The following is a 13,405-nucleotide window of genomic DNA, read 5'->3' as shown; positions in this document are numbered from 1 at the left end:
CTGGTTCCTATCCCTCGTTGGTCGTCAGCCGGTCCAGTCGGCTGATCACGTCGAAGTCCTCGAGCACGTCCAGCCGCTGGACCACGTCGAGCTGGGCAATGAGGTCGAGACGGCTGGCCAGGATGGCGTTTTCCATGAGCACCGGATCCGTCACCTGTCGACCCGGCAATCCGACCCAGGTCAGCACGGCGACGAGACTTGTCGCCAAGGCGATCTGGAGGGGGCGGCTCTTCCAGCTCCACGTCCATGCCCAGGGCGAACGCGCCTGACGCCGCTCGAGCTTGTCCCGCAGCTCGGCGCGGTAGGCGCCCCAGTGAATGGGCGGCGGCTCGGGCGCGGTGCGCCGGAGCTCCTGGACGAGATCACGGAACTCGTCCTCTGGTGGCGTGTTCATTTCCGGTGGTCTGTTCATGACGGCTCTCCGAAGCGACGCTTGAGCGTCGAGTATGCGCGGTGCAGATGAACCCGCACCGTCGCTTCCGACAGGTGGAGCACCACCGCGATCTCCTTGGTGGAGAGCTCCTCCCGACACTGGAGGAGCACGGCCGTTCGCTGCTGCGGGGAGAGCTCCTCGACCGCCTCCCAGATCTGGCTCATGTGCCGCTCCGCCCCCACGGCCTCGGCGGGATCCACGAAAGGCGCCGCGTGCCGCTCGATGGGATCGCCGCTCTCGCGCTCCTCGCTCGAGCCGCCCCAGCCCACGAGCCGACGCCAGCCCCGGCGCCGGCGCTGATGGTCCAGACAGCAGTTGACGAGGATGCGGTAGAACCAGGTAGAGAACTTCGCTTGCCCCGCGAAGGTCTCCGCCGACTCGTACAGGCGAATGAATGCTTCCTGGGAGCAATCCTTGGCGTCTTCTCGGTCGCGCACCACGGACCAGGCGATGCGATACGCCCGCTCCTGGTAGCGCTCCACGAGGTCGTCGAAAGCTCGCCCGTCCCGTTCCGCGACTCTCTTGCAGAGCGCTTCATCGGACGGCGCGAGAGTCTCCACTGGCGTCGATCTTCGCACATGGTTGTCGGGGAGCCCAAACCCTGGCCCGGACTGGCTTCGGCATCCCCGGCCCGGCCGCCTTCGGTCCGACTCCTGGGGGTTAGACGACACCTTCTCGCCGTCCGTTTACAGGGGGGTACTGGGCCAATTTGCTTCGCCATATCAACTCAGCCCTCGCCTCACGGCAGGGCCGTTCGGCTCGAAGAGCCACGTTCTCGGTCGCCAGCAACGCTCAACGTACAATCCACTCAGCCCTCGCCTCGGGCTTCGCCCTCAGCTCGAACGGCCACGTACGCCTCGCGTTGCTGGCTCCCTCGGGCCTCGTCTGGCTCGCAACTTGACCCAGTACCAGGGCGGCGGGAGACCCGGTCGGGGGCCTCTCCGCCGCCCTCGGGCCCGTCCTACCCCGCGCGCCGCGCATGGACGTCCCGGCGCATCTCCCGCCGATCGTGGCGAAGCTCCCGCACGTCGCCGTGCCGCTCCCGCCGGTCCTGGCGAAGGTCACGGACATCATGGTGACGCTCGGCGACGTCGCGCCGCATCTCCCGCCGGTCCTGGCGCAGCTCGCGCCGGGCGTTCTTGATCGCCTGGGGATCGCCGGACTTGATGGCCTCGCGAAGGCTCTGCCGGTCGCCCTGCAGCTCGCGGGCATCCTGCCGGATCTCCCGGCTGTCCTGCCGGATCTCCCCTCTGTCCTCCCGGATGTCGCGCGTGTCGCGACGGATGTCCTGGCGGTCGTCACGGATGTCCCGGAGATCGTCGCGGATCTCCTGGGCCCCCGCCACCGTCGCCCACAGCGCGATGCCCGCGAAGATGCCGGTCACCACCGCCACTCCCGTCGTCCAGCCCGAGATTTCTCGATTCATGGTCCTCGTCTCCCCCTATTGGCTCGTGTTGGGTAAAGTCCCGACTGCGCCTTCACGGGATAGACGCCATCCCCCGGCCGTGCGTTTACGGGGAGGGGACCCGCGGGGGATGCCCAGAAACCCGCCGGCGAGAGGTCAATTCAAGTAGTGGCCATGCCCTCGCGAGCGAGAGTGTTCCGCTTCGAGCGCCGGCTGTGCCGGCGCAGATTTCAGATCGCTCGCCTCGGACGGCGGGGCCCCAGCCCCGCGACGTCCTGCGGCTCGCACTGCGCCGGGGGAAGGCCTCGGAAGGGGGGCGGAGCCCCCCTCCGAGTCTTAATCGCTGGCGGAGACGGCCGGCCTCTGCGATGCGGCCGAAAGGCTCACGTGCTCCACCACGAGCAGGGCAAGCCCCCAGACGGTCACGGGCACGAACTGCGACGCGTGCAGGAGCAGCGAGAAGCTGAGCGCCTCCGCGCGCGGCACGCCGAAGAAGGACAGGGCGAGCACGGTGGCCGCCTGGATGATGCCGATGAAGCCCGGGCTCGACGGCAGGCTGATGCCGAGCCCCACGAAGGCGATGACGGTGGTGGCGGCCAGGAGGGGCAGGTCGAGGCTGGCCGCCCGGAAGGCCGTCCAGAACGAGAACACGATGAGGAGCCAGATCACCACGGACCAGACCACGATCGGCACGAGCTGGCGGAGCCGCCTCATGCTCTGCAGCCCGTCCGCCATGACATCGAAGGCCTGAAGCAGCCGCCGCTCGATGGCGGGCCAACGATAGGCGAGCGAGTGGATGAAAATGCGGCAGGACAGGGGCGCCGCCGCGATGACCACGAGGGCGAGCGAGAGCAGGAGGACGAGGGCGCCGAAAACCTCGGCGGCCCAGGCGACCTCACGGGGCGTAGGGACGAGGGTCAGACTGATGACGAGCATGAGCCCAATGGCCAGGCCGTCGAGCGCGCGCTCGACGACCAGGGTGGCCACCGTGGTCCACACGCGGGGGCCATGGCGTGCCGCCACGTAGACCCGCAGCACTTCGCCCGCGCGCAGCGGGAGCACGTTGTTGCCCATGTAGCCGATCATGACGGCGTTGAAGAGGCGCGCGGGATGGGAGCCGGGAGGAAAGAGATATCGCCAGCGGAGGGCGCGGGCCCAGAGCGCGGCAAGGTTGAGGGCTATGCTGAGGAGGAGCCACCGCCACTGGGTATCGGCGAGCCGGGAGAGCACGGCGCGAACGTCCACGTTCCAGAAGAGGTAGACGAGGAGGGCGACGCTGATCGCGATCCCGAGGAGGATCTTGACCAGCCGCGCCACGCCGGGCACGTCCGGCTAGAGTCCGAGCTGCGCGAGGACGGCGTCGAGGCGGGCGGGCACGGTCACCGGACGCGTGGCGGACTCGAGCGCGGTGTCCGGATCCTTGAGGCCATGGCCGGTGAGGGTCAGCACGAGCGTGGAGCCGGGCTCGAACCGTCCCGCCTTGACCATCTTGGCGAGCCCGGCCACCGTGGCGCAGGAGGCCGGCTCCATGAAGATGCCTTCCTCGCGGGCGAGCATCCGGTAGCCGCGCACGATCTCCTCATCGGTCACGGCGTCGATCCAGCCGCTCGAGTCGGACAGCGCCTCCTTGGCCAGCCCCCACGAGGCGGGATTGCCGATGCGAATGGCCGTGGCGAGGGTCTTGGGCTCGGCGATGACACGGTCCTCGACGATGGGGGCCGCGCCCGCCGCCTGGAAGCCCACCATCTTCGGGAGCTCCTTGGCGATGCCCGCCCGGTGGTACTCGCGGTACCCGCGCCAGTACGCGGAGATATTGCCCGCATTGCCCACGGGAATCAGATGGTAGTCGGGCGCGCGCCCGAGCTGGTCCACGACCTCGAAGGCGCCGGTCTTCTGCCCTTCGAGGCGGAACGGATTGAGGCTGTTGACGAGGGTGACGGGATGGCGGTCCGCGATCTGCGTGACGATGGAGAGGGCCTGGTCGAAATTGCCTTCCATCACGAGCACGGTGGCGCCGTGAATCGCCGCTTGCGAGAGCTTGCCGATGGCCACGGCGCCCTTGGGCACCATGACGAAGGCTCGGATGCCCGCGCGGGCCGCGTAGGCGGCGGCCGAGGCCGAGGTATTGCCGGTGGAGGCGCAGATGACGGCGCGCGAGCCCGCCTCGACGGCCTTGGAGATCGCCATGGTCATGCCGCGATCCTTGAACGAGCCCGTGGGGTTGAAGCCCTCGCACTTGAGGAAGATGCGCAGGCTCGGGTCCGTCGCCTCGGCCAGACGCGGGGCGGGGATGAGCGGCGTATTGCCCTCGTGCAGGGTGACCACGGGCGTGGAGGCCGTCACGGGCAGGAATTGCCGATAGCGCTCGATGACGCCCGGCCACAAGGTCATGCCGGCTCCACGCGAATCATGGTCGTGCGCGAGGCGACCACGGGCAGCTTGTCGATGGCCTGGAGGGCCGCCCGCATGTCCCGTTCGCGGGCGTCGTGGGTCATCATCACCACGGGCACCGCCTCGCCCTGGGCGCGCTCCTTCTGGAGGACGGAGGCCAGCGAGATGTCGTGCTGTCCCAGGATGCCCGCCACCTGGGCCAGCACGCCCGGGCGGTCCATGGCCATGACGCGGAGGTAGTAGGCGGAGCGGATGTCCTCCATGCGCCGGAGGGGCAGCGGGTGCTCGCTGATCGACGGGAGATCCCCTTCCATGGCCGGGATGCCGTGGGCGACGCGCCGGGCGATCTCGAGCGTGTCCGACCACACCGCGGAGGCCGTGGGCAGCTGGCCCGCGCCGCGGCCGTAGAACATGAGGTTGCCGACATTGTCACCCGTGATGAAGACGGCGTTGAAGACGCCGGAGACGGCGGCCATGGGCGAAGCGGCGGGGATCATGGTCGGGTGCACCCGCGCCTCGAGCGCTCCGTCCAGGGCCTTGGCGATGGCGAGCAGCTTGATCCGATAGCCGAGCTCCGCCGCGTTCTCCACGTCCTGCGGCGCGATGCCCGTGATGCCCTCCGTGTGGATGTCCTTCAAGTCCACCGCGGTGCGGAAGGCGAGGGTGGCCAGGATCTGCAGCTTGTGGGCGGAGTCCATGCCCTCGATATCGAGGGTGGGATCAGCCTCGGCATAGCCCTGGGCCTGCGCCTCCTTGAGCACCACGGAGAAGTCCAGCCCCTCGTCCGTCATCTTCGAGAGGATGTAGTTGCACGTGCCATTGACGATGCCGAAGGCCGAGAGCACGCGATTGGCGGGCAGCCCGTCCTTCACGGCGCGGATGAGGGGGATGCCTCCCGCCACGGCGGCCTCGAAGCCCAGGAGGACGCGATTGCGCCGCGCCGCTTCGAAGATCTCGGGGCCGTGATGGGCCAGGAGCGCCTTGTTGGCGGTGACCACGTGCTTGCCCGCCTCGAGGGCGCGCAGGATGAAGGTGCGGGCGGGCTCGAGTCCGCCCACCAGCTCGATGACGATCTGCACGGCCGGATCATCGAGCACCTTCACGGCGTCGTTGACGAGGGGCAGGCGCTTCAGGTCCAGCCCCTCACGCGGACGCGTCAGGTCCGCATCCGCGATCACGTGGAATCGGAGCCGGCAGCCCGCGCGCTCCTCCATGTCGGGGCCATGGCTCTGGAGCACCTTGATGACGCCGCTGCCCACGGTGCCCAGGCCGAGGAGGCCGATCTTGATCTCGTTCATGGCGGGACCGAAGGCCGCTCTGCGCGCCCGGTCAGCGGGCGCCCAGAGTCTTGAGACCGCGGAGGGCCTGTCTGATGCGCTGCTCGTTCTCGACGAGCGCGAATCGGACGTAGCCCTCGCCGTACTCGCCGAAGCCGATGCCCGGGGAGACCGCGACCTTGCACTCCTGGATCAGCATCTTGGAGAATTCCAGCGATCCCATGGCCCGGAAGCTGTCGGGGATGGGCGCCCACACGAACATGGTGCCCTTGGGCTTGGGCACGGACCAGCCGATCTTGTTGAGCCCGTCCACGAGGACGTCGCGGCGCTTCTGGTGGAGTAGGACGATGTCGCGCACCACGGACTGCTCGCCCTCCAGGGCCACGATGGCCGCGATCTGGATGGGCTGGAAGGCGCCGTAGTCGAGGTAGGACTTGATCCGGCCCAGCGCGTGGATCATCCGGGCGTTGCCGCACACGAATCCCATCCGCCAGCCGGGCATGTTGTAGGACTTCGAGAGCGAGAAGATCTCGACCCCGACCTCCTTGGCCCCCGGCACCGAGAGGAAGGAGGGCGGCCGGTAGCCGTCGAAGGCGAAATCGGCGTAGGCGAAGTCGTGGACCACCATGAGCTTGTGTTCTTTGGCGAAGTCCACCACCTTGACGAAGAAGTCCTGCTCCACGCACATCGTGGTCGGATTGTGGGGGAAGGACAGGATGAGCATCTTGGCCTTGGGCCAGGACAGGCGGGCGGCCTCCTGGAGGCGGGCGAAGAAGTCCTCGCCCGGCACCATGGGCACGGAGCGCAGGTCGCCGTCCGCGATGACCACGGAGTACGAGTGGATGGGATAGGTCGGATTCGGCACCAGCACGCCGTCTCCCGGCTGGAGGACGGCCAGGGCCAGGTGGGACATGCCCTCCTTGGCCCCGATGGTGGCAATGGCCTCCGTCTCGGGGTCCAGCTCGACCTTGTAGCGGTCCCGGTACCAGGTGGTGACGGCCTTCCGCAGCCGGGTGATCCCTCGCGAGGCCGAATAGCGGTGGTTGCGGGGGTTGCGGGCCGCCTCCACCAGCTTGTCCACGATGTGCTTGGGAGTGGCCTGGTCGGGATTACCCATGCCGAGATCGATGATGTCCTGGCCCTGGGTCCGCGCCTTCGTCTTGAGGTCATTGACGATGGCGAAGACGTAGGGGGGTAGCCGCTTGATCCGGTAGAAGTCGTCCATTGCTCGTCTCTCGATTCGCCGATGATACTTCGGACACTTTCCGGGTGTCAACAAACCCGAAGTGGCGCGGACATAGCGCGCATGGCGGCGCGCGGATTTCCGGGGTTGACACCTCGGAAGAGCACGTGCTAAAACCGCCGTAACCCGGCAGACCGGGATCTTCATACATCCTTCCTATTGCTTGATCGAGCATCGTCACCCTCCTTCCACGTGCCCGGCTCGGGCCCGGAAGGTGATGCGGAGCGCGCCGCACTCGCAGCATCGGTGAAGGAGGCTGCCGGTCGACCATGTGGATGCGCAAGCGGAAGTCGCCGGGCCGCAGCGGGCTTACCGCCTTCATCGACGAGGGCTCGGAGATCGAGGGGCGGTACACGTTCAGCGGGACGGTCATGCTGAACGGACGGTTCAAGGGCGAGATCGCATCGACGGACACCCTCATCATCGGTGAGAAGGCCGCCGTCAACGGCGACGTCCGCGCGGGGCGGGTGGTGGTGAGCGGCGAGGTGGTGGGCAATATCTCGGCCAGCGAGCGCGTGGAGCTGAAGCGTACGGCGCGAGTCTTCGGAGACGTGGAGGCGCCGGTGGTCGTCCTGGAGGAAGGCGTGCTCTTCGAGGGCCACTGCCGCATGACCAAGGTCAATCCGAACGCCGAGGCGACGACGACTCGGGATTTCTCGGTCGTGCCGCTGAAGCGCTGAGGGAGCATGCCGACACCGAAAGAATTCAATCTCCTGGTCGTGCATGGCGACGGACGTCGCGTCGTCCGTCTCGCCCTTCCCCGCTGGACCATCGTCATCGGCATCGGCTTCCTCCTGGCCGCGCCGCTGGCTCTGGCCGCCATCTATGGCGACTACCTCCAGCTCCGGCGCGAGCGAGCCTCCCTCGCGCAGCTCTCGGCGCGCGTGACCGAGCAGCAGGCCCTCATCGAGAGCTCCCAGGCGCGCATGCGCGAGCTTCGCGCCGAGATCGACAGCTGGCGCGGTCTCCAGGCCAAGATTTGGGAGCCGTTCGGGCCGGAGGATGGCAAGGCCAAGCGAGGCAGCGGGATCGGCGGGCCCACGGGGTCGGTGCGGACCGGCGAAGCTCCCGACCATGGCGCCATCGGCGACGAGCTCGAGCGGCTGACCACCATCGTCAAGGAGGAGGGCGAGAACCTCCGCTCCCTCGAGCGCTTCCTGGTCCGGGCCACGCGTGTCCTGGCCGCGCTCCCGTCACGCTGGCCGCTGCGCGGTCCGATCAATTCCGGCTTCGGGGGCCGCGCCTCGCCCTGGTCATCCAAGTCCGAGTTCCACAGCGGCCTCGACATCGGCGCGCCCATCGGCACGCCCGTCAAGTCGCCCGCTCCCGGGACGGTGGTCTTCGCGGGGATCCATCCGGAATATGGACAGACTCTCATCCTCGACCATGACCACGAGACCAAGTCCCTCTATGGTCACCTCTCGAAGCTCCAGGTGACCACCAACCAGAAGGTGCAGCGCGGCGACGTGCTCGCGCTGTCCGGCAATACCGGACGGTCCTCGGGCCCGCACCTCCACTACGAGATCCAGGTCAAAGGGCAGTCGGTCAACCCGACCAGCTACCTCTGGGAGTGATCCCGCTTCGCCTCGGGGTGGTGGTGGCCCTGGCCTTCCTGGCGAGCGCCGGCCCGGCCGCCGCCCAAGCGCTCGACCCGACCTCGCAGGACGCGCTCAACCAGACCCTCCAGATCCTGCTCGACCCCAATGCGCGCGCCGGCGAGCTCGCGAAGAACCCTCAGGGCGCGGCGGTGGACCAGCAGGTACGCGCCCTTACGGGCTCGGACGCGTTGACGCAGGAATTCTACGCGGTGGCCGCCCAGGTGCTCAGTGAGCTCGCGCAGAATAGCGGCGGGGACGCGCAGAAGATGCTCCAGGCCGTGGAGCGCGCCAAGAGCGACCCGGCCAGCTTTGCCGCCATGCTGAGTCCCGCGACCCAGCAGCGTCTGCGCGATCTCGCCGTGAAGCTTTCCGACAAGAAGCGCTAGCAGGCGGAAAATGCGGGGGGGGGCGACTCGGGGTCACTGGATCACCTCATCCGCCCGCAGCAAGAGCGATTGCGGAATCGTCAGGCCGAGAGCCTTGGCGGTCTTGAGGTTGATGACCAGCTCGAACTTCGTGGGTTGCTCGACAGGGAGGTCAGCCGGCTTCGCTCCCTTCAAGACCTTGTCCACGTAGGTGGCGGCGAGCCTGTATAAGTCCGGGATGTACGGACCGTACGACATGAGGCCGCCGACTTCCACAATCTCCCGGGTCCCGTAGATCGCGGGCAGCCGGCTCCTGGCCGCCAAGTCTGTGAGTCGAGCACCATGCGTAGTGAAAAGGGGAGTATCTATGTACAGCAGACCATCGGCGGCGTTGCGCACAGCCCTGAATGCCGCGTCAAAATCGTTGGGGCCCCGGACCGGCACCTGCTCAAACTGCATGCCCAGTGTGCGCGCCGCGACCTCCGCCCCCTTGAGCTGCACCGCGTTGGTCGGATGCGCGGGATACGAGAGCACGGCGACTCGCCTGAGCTTGGGAACGAGCTCCCTGAGCAGCTCCAGGCGCTTTCCGGCGAGATCGGCAGAATTGAAGGCCACGCCCGTGATGTTGCCCCCCGGGCGTGCCAGGCTTGGGACGAGCCCGATCTCAACCGGGTGGCTCACGCCGACCATGACGATAGGCACTGACGTGGTGACCCTCTTGGCTGCCACAGCCGCTGATGAGGCCCCAGCCAGGATGACGTCGACCTTCAATCGCACCAAGTCTTCGGCAAGCTGCGGAAGCTGGTCGAGGCTGCCGTATCGGAATTCGACGACTACATTCTGGCCCTCGACGTATCCTCGCTCCCGTAGGCCTTGCTGAAGCGCCTCGACCCAGGTCTTGGGCGCTTGGCCCGCGCGCAGGAACCCGATCCGGTAGACCTTCCGCCCCTGTTGCGCCTCAGCGGGGAGGGGCGCGGCGAGGAGACTGCCAGCGATCGTCGCCAGGAAGGTGCGTCGTTCCATCACCGGGACTCCAGTCGGTTGAACCAGTCAGTTGAACCATCCAGCCTTGCGAATGCGGTCCTGCTCCGCCGGCAGCCAGGAAGTGTGCTACCGGACCCGTCAGTCTGACGATCGCGACGAGCCGTGTCTAGACTTTTTGAGCCGCCTGCTTAGTTCAGGTGCTTGCGGAGGAAGCCGAGGCAGGCGTCGTTGAAGGTGGGAGCCTGCTCGAGGAAGTGCATGTGGCCCGCCTCGGGGATGCGGACGAGCTCAGAGCCCGCGATCCGCGCGTGGAGATCGTCCGAGGCGGAGGGCGGCACCAGGATGTCCTCCGTGCCCGTGGTGATGAGCGTGGGCATGCGCAGCGTGGCCAGGCGGTCGCGGGTGTCATGGCCGCGTATGGCCTGAGCCTGGCGGTTCAGCCCGACGAGGGTCGTCTGGAACGGGTACTCGAGGGCCCGCTGTATCCACATCTCCACGAAGTCGCGTCGCTCCGTGAAGGTCTTCCGGCAGAGGATCCAGGGCAGGACGAAGAGGGTGAACTCTTCGACATTGCCATGCCTCTTGGCGCGGAGAAAGTTGTCGATGACCGCGCGGCCCCACTCGTCGATATGAGCGGTCGTGCCGTGGAGCTGCAGGCTCAGCACGCGGTCGGGGTGCCGGAGGGCCAGCTCTTGCCCGATCATGCCGCCCATGGAGGCGCCGACCACATGGGCGGTGCGCACCCCCAGCTCGTCCATGAGGCCGGTGACGTCCTCGGCCATGTCGACCATCGAATACGTCACGTCCGGCGCATCGCTTTGTCCCGCGCCGCGATTGTCGAAGGCGATGACGTCGAACTCTTCGGCCAAGGCGGCCACCTGCAAGGCCCAGGCGGTATGGTCGCCGCCCCAGCCCATGATGAGGATGACGGAGGGCGGGCGCGCGGGGCCGGTGCGCTGGTAGAAGAGCTCGAACTGCCCGACGCGGATCCGGGGGATGGGTCAGGCTCCAAGGGCGGACAGGATGGCAGTCATGGAAGACGCCCCCTCACCCTGCCCTCTCCCCAGAGGGGAGAGGGATGGAGAAGGAGCGCTACGCTCTGACTTGACACGCCACCCAGTGCCCCGGCGAGATCTCTTTCAGGATCTGCTCGTTCTCCGAGCAGCTGGGAATCCGGATGGGGCAGCGCGTGTGGAAGCGGCAGCCGGAGGGCGGCCTGATCGGGCTGGGCACGTCTCCCTCGAGCAGGATGCGCTTGCGCTTGACGGCCGGATCCGGAATGGGGACCGCGGAGAGAAGCGCCTCGGTGTAGGGGTGCTTTGGGTTGTTGTAGAGCTCCTTGGCCGGGGCGATCTCCACGATCTTGCCCAGGTACATGACGGCCACGCGGTTCGAGATATGCTCGACCACGGAGAGGTCGTGCGCGATGAAGAGGTAGGTCAGGTTGAACTGCTTCTGCAGATCCTCCATCAGGTTGATGACCTGCGCCTGGATCGAGACGTCGAGCGCCGAGACTGGCTCATCGGCCACGATGAGCTTGGGGCTCACGGCGAGGGCCCGGGCGATGCCGATGCGCTGCCGCTGGCCGCCCGAGAACTCGTGCGGGTAGCGGCGGAGGTGATCGGAGCTGAGGCCGACCGTCTCCAGGAGGTGAATCACGCGCTCCTCACGCTCCTTGCGCGTCTTGGCGAGCTTGTGGATGACGAGCGCCTCGCCGATGATCGAGCCCACCGTCATGCGCGGGTTCAACGACGCGTAGGGGTCCTGGAAGATGATCTGCATGTCGCGCCGGAGGTGCCGGAGCGACCGCTTGTCGAGCGTCGTCACGTTCTGACCTTCGAAGGTCACCTCGCCCGCCGTCGGCTCGATCAGCCGGAGGATGCACCGGCCGGTGGTGGACTTGCCGCAGCCCGACTCGCCCACCAGCCCCAGCGTCTCGCCTTTCAGAATGGTGAAGGAGATGTCATCCACCGCGTGGACGCGCGCCACCTCCCGGGAGAAGAGTCCACCCCGGATGGGGAAGTACTTCTTGAGGTTCTTCACATGAAGGAGCGGTGTCTCGGCCATAGAATGATGACCTAACCTTTCCACCCGAAAGTGACCGCAATGTAGCCCGTTGATCCTACCTCACGCACCCTGCATCTCCGCTTCGAGCGCGGGCTTCGCCCGCGCCATCCCCTGGGGGAGGTTCGGAGGGGGCCACCTGGGCCCCCTCCGACTTAGTAAAGCCAGCACGCCACTTTGTGCCCGGGCTTGACTTCCTTGATCACGGGATCCTTCTCGGTGCACACGGACTTCACGAACGGGCAGCGCGGCGCGAAGCGGCAGCCGGGGGCGATGTCGCCTCGGAGCGTCGGTACCGTCCCGGGAATCGTCTCGAGCCGGCGCCGCTCCGTCGCGGCCAGATCGATTCTCGGGATGGATCGGAGGAGCCCCTGCGTGTAGGGGTGCAGCGGCTCCTTGAAGAGATCGGCGACCGACGCTTCCTCGGCCACCTTGGCGGCGTACATGACGACGACCCGCTGGGCCGTCTCCGCGATCACGCCCATGTCGTGGGTGATCAGCATGACGGCCATCTTGAGCTTGCTCTTGAGCTCATTGAGCAGGTCGAGGATCTGGGCCTGGATGGTCACGTCGAGGGCGGTGGTGGGCTCGTCGGCGATGAGGAGGTTGGGATTGCAGGACAGGGCCATGGCGATCATGATGCGCTGGCGCATGCCGCCGGACAGCTGGTGCGGGTACTCCTTGACGCGTCGCTCGGCGTTAGGAATGTGCACGAGCTTGAGCATGTCGACCGTCTTGTCCATGGCGGCCCGCCGGCCCAGCCCCTCGTGCAGCCGCAGGGCCTCGGCGATCTGCTCGCCGCAGGTGAACACGGGGTTCAGCGAGGTCATGGGCTCCTGGAAGATCATCGAGATCTCTTTCCCGCGGATCTTGCGCATCTGGTTCGCGGGCAGGTCCACCAGGTTCCGGCCGTTGTAGAGGATCTCGCCCTCGACGATCTTGCCGGGCGGCTGCGGGATCAGCTTCATGATGCTGAGGGCCGTCACCGACTTGCCGCAGCCGGACTCGCCGACCACGCCCAGGGTCTCGCCCTTCTCGATGTAGAGGTCGATGCCGTCCACGGCGCGCACCACACCCTCGTCGGTGAAGAAGTAGGTCTTGAGGTTCTTGACGTCCAGCAGGCGCTCGGCCATCGTGTGGGCTCCCGTTACCAGGGCTTGGTGATCTCGCGGACCGCGTCGAGGGCGCGGTCGATGTCTTCCCGGTCCACGTCCTTGTGGGTCACGCACCGGATGGCGCCCGGTCCGAACTGGTGGATCTTGACCTTGCGGGCCAGGCAGCCCGCGGAGAGTTCCTGGGCCCCGCCCTCCCGGTCCACGCGGAAGATCACGATATTGGTCTGGACTTTCTCCGGGTCAAGCTGAAGGCGGGGCAGTCCCGCCAGTCCCCGGGCCAACCGTTTGGCATGGTCATGGTCCTCGGCGAGCCGATCGACCATGGTGCCGAGGGCGACAAGACCGGCGGCGGCCAGGATGCCTACCTGGCGCATGCCGCCCCCCAGCAACTTGCGCATCCGGCGCGCTTGCGCGATGAACTCTCCAGACCCGCATACGAGCGAGCCCACGGGGGCAGCAAGGCCCTTGGACAGACAGAAGGTGATGGAGTCCACGGGCCGGGTGAAGTCGGCCACGGGGCGGCCGAGGGC

At 67.4% G+C, this 13,405-nt stretch carries 15 protein-coding genes; 3 read left to right on the top strand and 12 right to left on the bottom strand.

The features are described from left to right. Positions 1 to 7: 7 nt before the first annotated feature. The 7 genes from VGT00_13840 to alaC form a co-directional block, all read right to left on the bottom strand. The gene (locus VGT00_13840; protein HEV8532496.1) at positions 8 to 412 is read right to left on the bottom strand and encodes a hypothetical protein; all 405 of its coding nucleotides are present in this window, start codon (positions 410 to 412) and stop codon (positions 8 to 10) included. Then, a complete protein-coding gene (locus VGT00_13835) occupies positions 409 to 993 on the bottom strand; it encodes a sigma-70 family RNA polymerase sigma factor (GenBank protein HEV8532495.1) in 585 nt (194 codons plus the stop codon). Before VGT00_13835 ends, VGT00_13840 begins: the two co-directional genes overlap by 4 nt. Positions 994 to 1,394: 401 nt before the next feature. Then, the gene (locus VGT00_13830; GenBank protein HEV8532494.1) at positions 1,395 to 1,859 is read right to left on the bottom strand and encodes a hypothetical protein; all 465 of its coding nucleotides are present in this window, start codon (positions 1,857 to 1,859) and stop codon (positions 1,395 to 1,397) included. 315 nt (positions 1,860 to 2,174) lie between these two features. Continuing rightward, positions 2,175 to 3,164, bottom strand: a complete 990-nt coding sequence (locus tag VGT00_13825; protein HEV8532493.1) for a lysylphosphatidylglycerol synthase transmembrane domain-containing protein — start codon at positions 3,162 to 3,164, stop codon at positions 2,175 to 2,177. A gap of 6 nt (positions 3,165 to 3,170) precedes the next feature. Beyond that, the gene (thrC, locus tag VGT00_13820; protein ID HEV8532492.1) at positions 3,171 to 4,229 is read right to left on the bottom strand and encodes a threonine synthase; all 1,059 of its coding nucleotides are present in this window, start codon (positions 4,227 to 4,229) and stop codon (positions 3,171 to 3,173) included. Then, positions 4,226 to 5,527 (bottom strand): homoserine dehydrogenase, encoded by a 1,302-nt coding sequence (locus tag VGT00_13815; GenBank protein HEV8532491.1) that lies wholly within the window; start codon positions 5,525 to 5,527, stop codon positions 4,226 to 4,228. Before VGT00_13815 ends, thrC begins: the two co-directional genes overlap by 4 nt. 31 nt (positions 5,528 to 5,558) lie before the next feature. After that, entirely contained in the window at positions 5,559 to 6,731 is a 1,173-nt protein-coding gene (alaC, locus tag VGT00_13810; protein ID HEV8532490.1) for an alanine transaminase, read from the bottom strand. A gap of 287 nt (positions 6,732 to 7,018) precedes the next feature. On the opposite strand from alaC, the gene VGT00_13805 reads away from it, so the two are divergent. From VGT00_13805 to VGT00_13795, 3 genes are read left to right on the top strand one after another with little or no spacing between them, the layout of a single operon-like run. Continuing rightward, positions 7,019 to 7,429: a polymer-forming cytoskeletal protein gene (locus VGT00_13805; GenBank protein HEV8532489.1), complete on the top strand. Its 411-nt coding sequence runs from the start codon at positions 7,019 to 7,021 to the stop codon at positions 7,427 to 7,429. A gap of 6 nt (positions 7,430 to 7,435) precedes the next feature. Next, entirely contained in the window at positions 7,436 to 8,323 is an 888-nt protein-coding gene (locus VGT00_13800; protein ID HEV8532488.1) for a M23 family metallopeptidase, read from the top strand. Further along, on the top strand, positions 8,320 to 8,733 hold the full coding sequence (locus tag VGT00_13795) for a hypothetical protein (GenBank protein ID HEV8532487.1): 414 nt from the start codon (positions 8,320 to 8,322) through the stop codon (positions 8,731 to 8,733). The genes VGT00_13800 and VGT00_13795 overlap by 4 nt, the downstream gene beginning before the upstream one ends. A 33-nt stretch (positions 8,734 to 8,766) precedes the next feature. Here the strand turns inward: VGT00_13795 and VGT00_13790 are convergent, their stop codons facing one another. The 5 genes from VGT00_13790 to VGT00_13770 form a co-directional block, all read right to left on the bottom strand. Further along, on the bottom strand, positions 8,767 to 9,735 hold the full coding sequence (locus tag VGT00_13790; GenBank protein ID HEV8532486.1) for an ABC transporter substrate-binding protein: 969 nt from the start codon (positions 9,733 to 9,735) through the stop codon (positions 8,767 to 8,769). Positions 9,736 to 9,884: 149 nt separating this feature from the next. After that, the gene (locus VGT00_13785; protein ID HEV8532485.1) at positions 9,885 to 10,622 is read right to left on the bottom strand and encodes an alpha/beta fold hydrolase; all 738 of its coding nucleotides are present in this window, start codon (positions 10,620 to 10,622) and stop codon (positions 9,885 to 9,887) included. Positions 10,623 to 10,788: 166 nt separating this feature from the next. Beyond that, complete coding sequence (locus VGT00_13780; GenBank protein HEV8532484.1) at positions 10,789 to 11,763, bottom strand: dipeptide ABC transporter ATP-binding protein; 975 nt, start codon at positions 11,761 to 11,763, stop codon at positions 10,789 to 10,791. Positions 11,764 to 11,915: 152 nt separating this feature from the next. After that, on the bottom strand, positions 11,916 to 12,893 hold the full coding sequence (locus VGT00_13775) for an ABC transporter ATP-binding protein (GenBank protein ID HEV8532483.1): 978 nt from the start codon (positions 12,891 to 12,893) through the stop codon (positions 11,916 to 11,918). Between the two features lie 14 nt (positions 12,894 to 12,907). Then, positions 12,908 to 13,405 (bottom strand): beta-eliminating lyase-related protein (locus tag VGT00_13770; GenBank protein HEV8532482.1); only part of this gene is annotated, 498 nt, incomplete at its 5' end.

The sequence above is a fragment of the Candidatus Methylomirabilota bacterium genome (assembly GCA_036002485.1).
Taxonomy (GTDB): domain Bacteria; phylum Methylomirabilota; class Methylomirabilia; order Rokubacteriales; family CSP1-6; genus AR37.
This window is presented reverse-complemented; position numbering and strand designations above follow the sequence as displayed.

What these genes read in the sequence shown, in the direction of transcription:
- VGT00_13840 (HEV8532496.1), bottom strand. Translation starts at nt 412, where the DNA reads ATGAACAGACCACCGGAAATGAACACGCCACCAGAGGACGAGTTCCGT.
- VGT00_13830 (HEV8532494.1), bottom strand. Translation starts at nt 1,859, where the DNA reads ATGAATCGAGAAATCTCGGGCTGGACGACGGGAGTGGCGGTGGTGACC.
- thrC (HEV8532492.1), bottom strand. Translation starts at nt 4,229, where the DNA reads ATGACCTTGTGGCCGGGCGTCATCGAGCGCTATCGGCAATTCCTGCCC.
- VGT00_13815 (HEV8532491.1), bottom strand. Translation starts at nt 5,527, where the DNA reads ATGAACGAGATCAAGATCGGCCTCCTCGGCCTGGGCACCGTGGGCAGC.
- alaC (HEV8532490.1), bottom strand. Translation starts at nt 6,731, where the DNA reads ATGGACGACTTCTACCGGATCAAGCGGCTACCCCCCTACGTCTTCGCC.
- VGT00_13805 (HEV8532489.1), top strand. Translation starts at nt 7,019, where the DNA reads ATGTGGATGCGCAAGCGGAAGTCGCCGGGCCGCAGCGGGCTTACCGCC.
- VGT00_13800 (HEV8532488.1), top strand. Translation starts at nt 7,436, where the DNA reads ATGCCGACACCGAAAGAATTCAATCTCCTGGTCGTGCATGGCGACGGA.
- VGT00_13790 (HEV8532486.1), bottom strand. Translation starts at nt 9,735, where the DNA reads ATGGAACGACGCACCTTCCTGGCGACGATCGCTGGCAGTCTCCTCGCC.
- VGT00_13780 (HEV8532484.1), bottom strand. Translation starts at nt 11,763, where the DNA reads ATGGCCGAGACACCGCTCCTTCATGTGAAGAACCTCAAGAAGTACTTC.
- VGT00_13775 (HEV8532483.1), bottom strand. Translation starts at nt 12,893, where the DNA reads ATGGCCGAGCGCCTGCTGGACGTCAAGAACCTCAAGACCTACTTCTTC.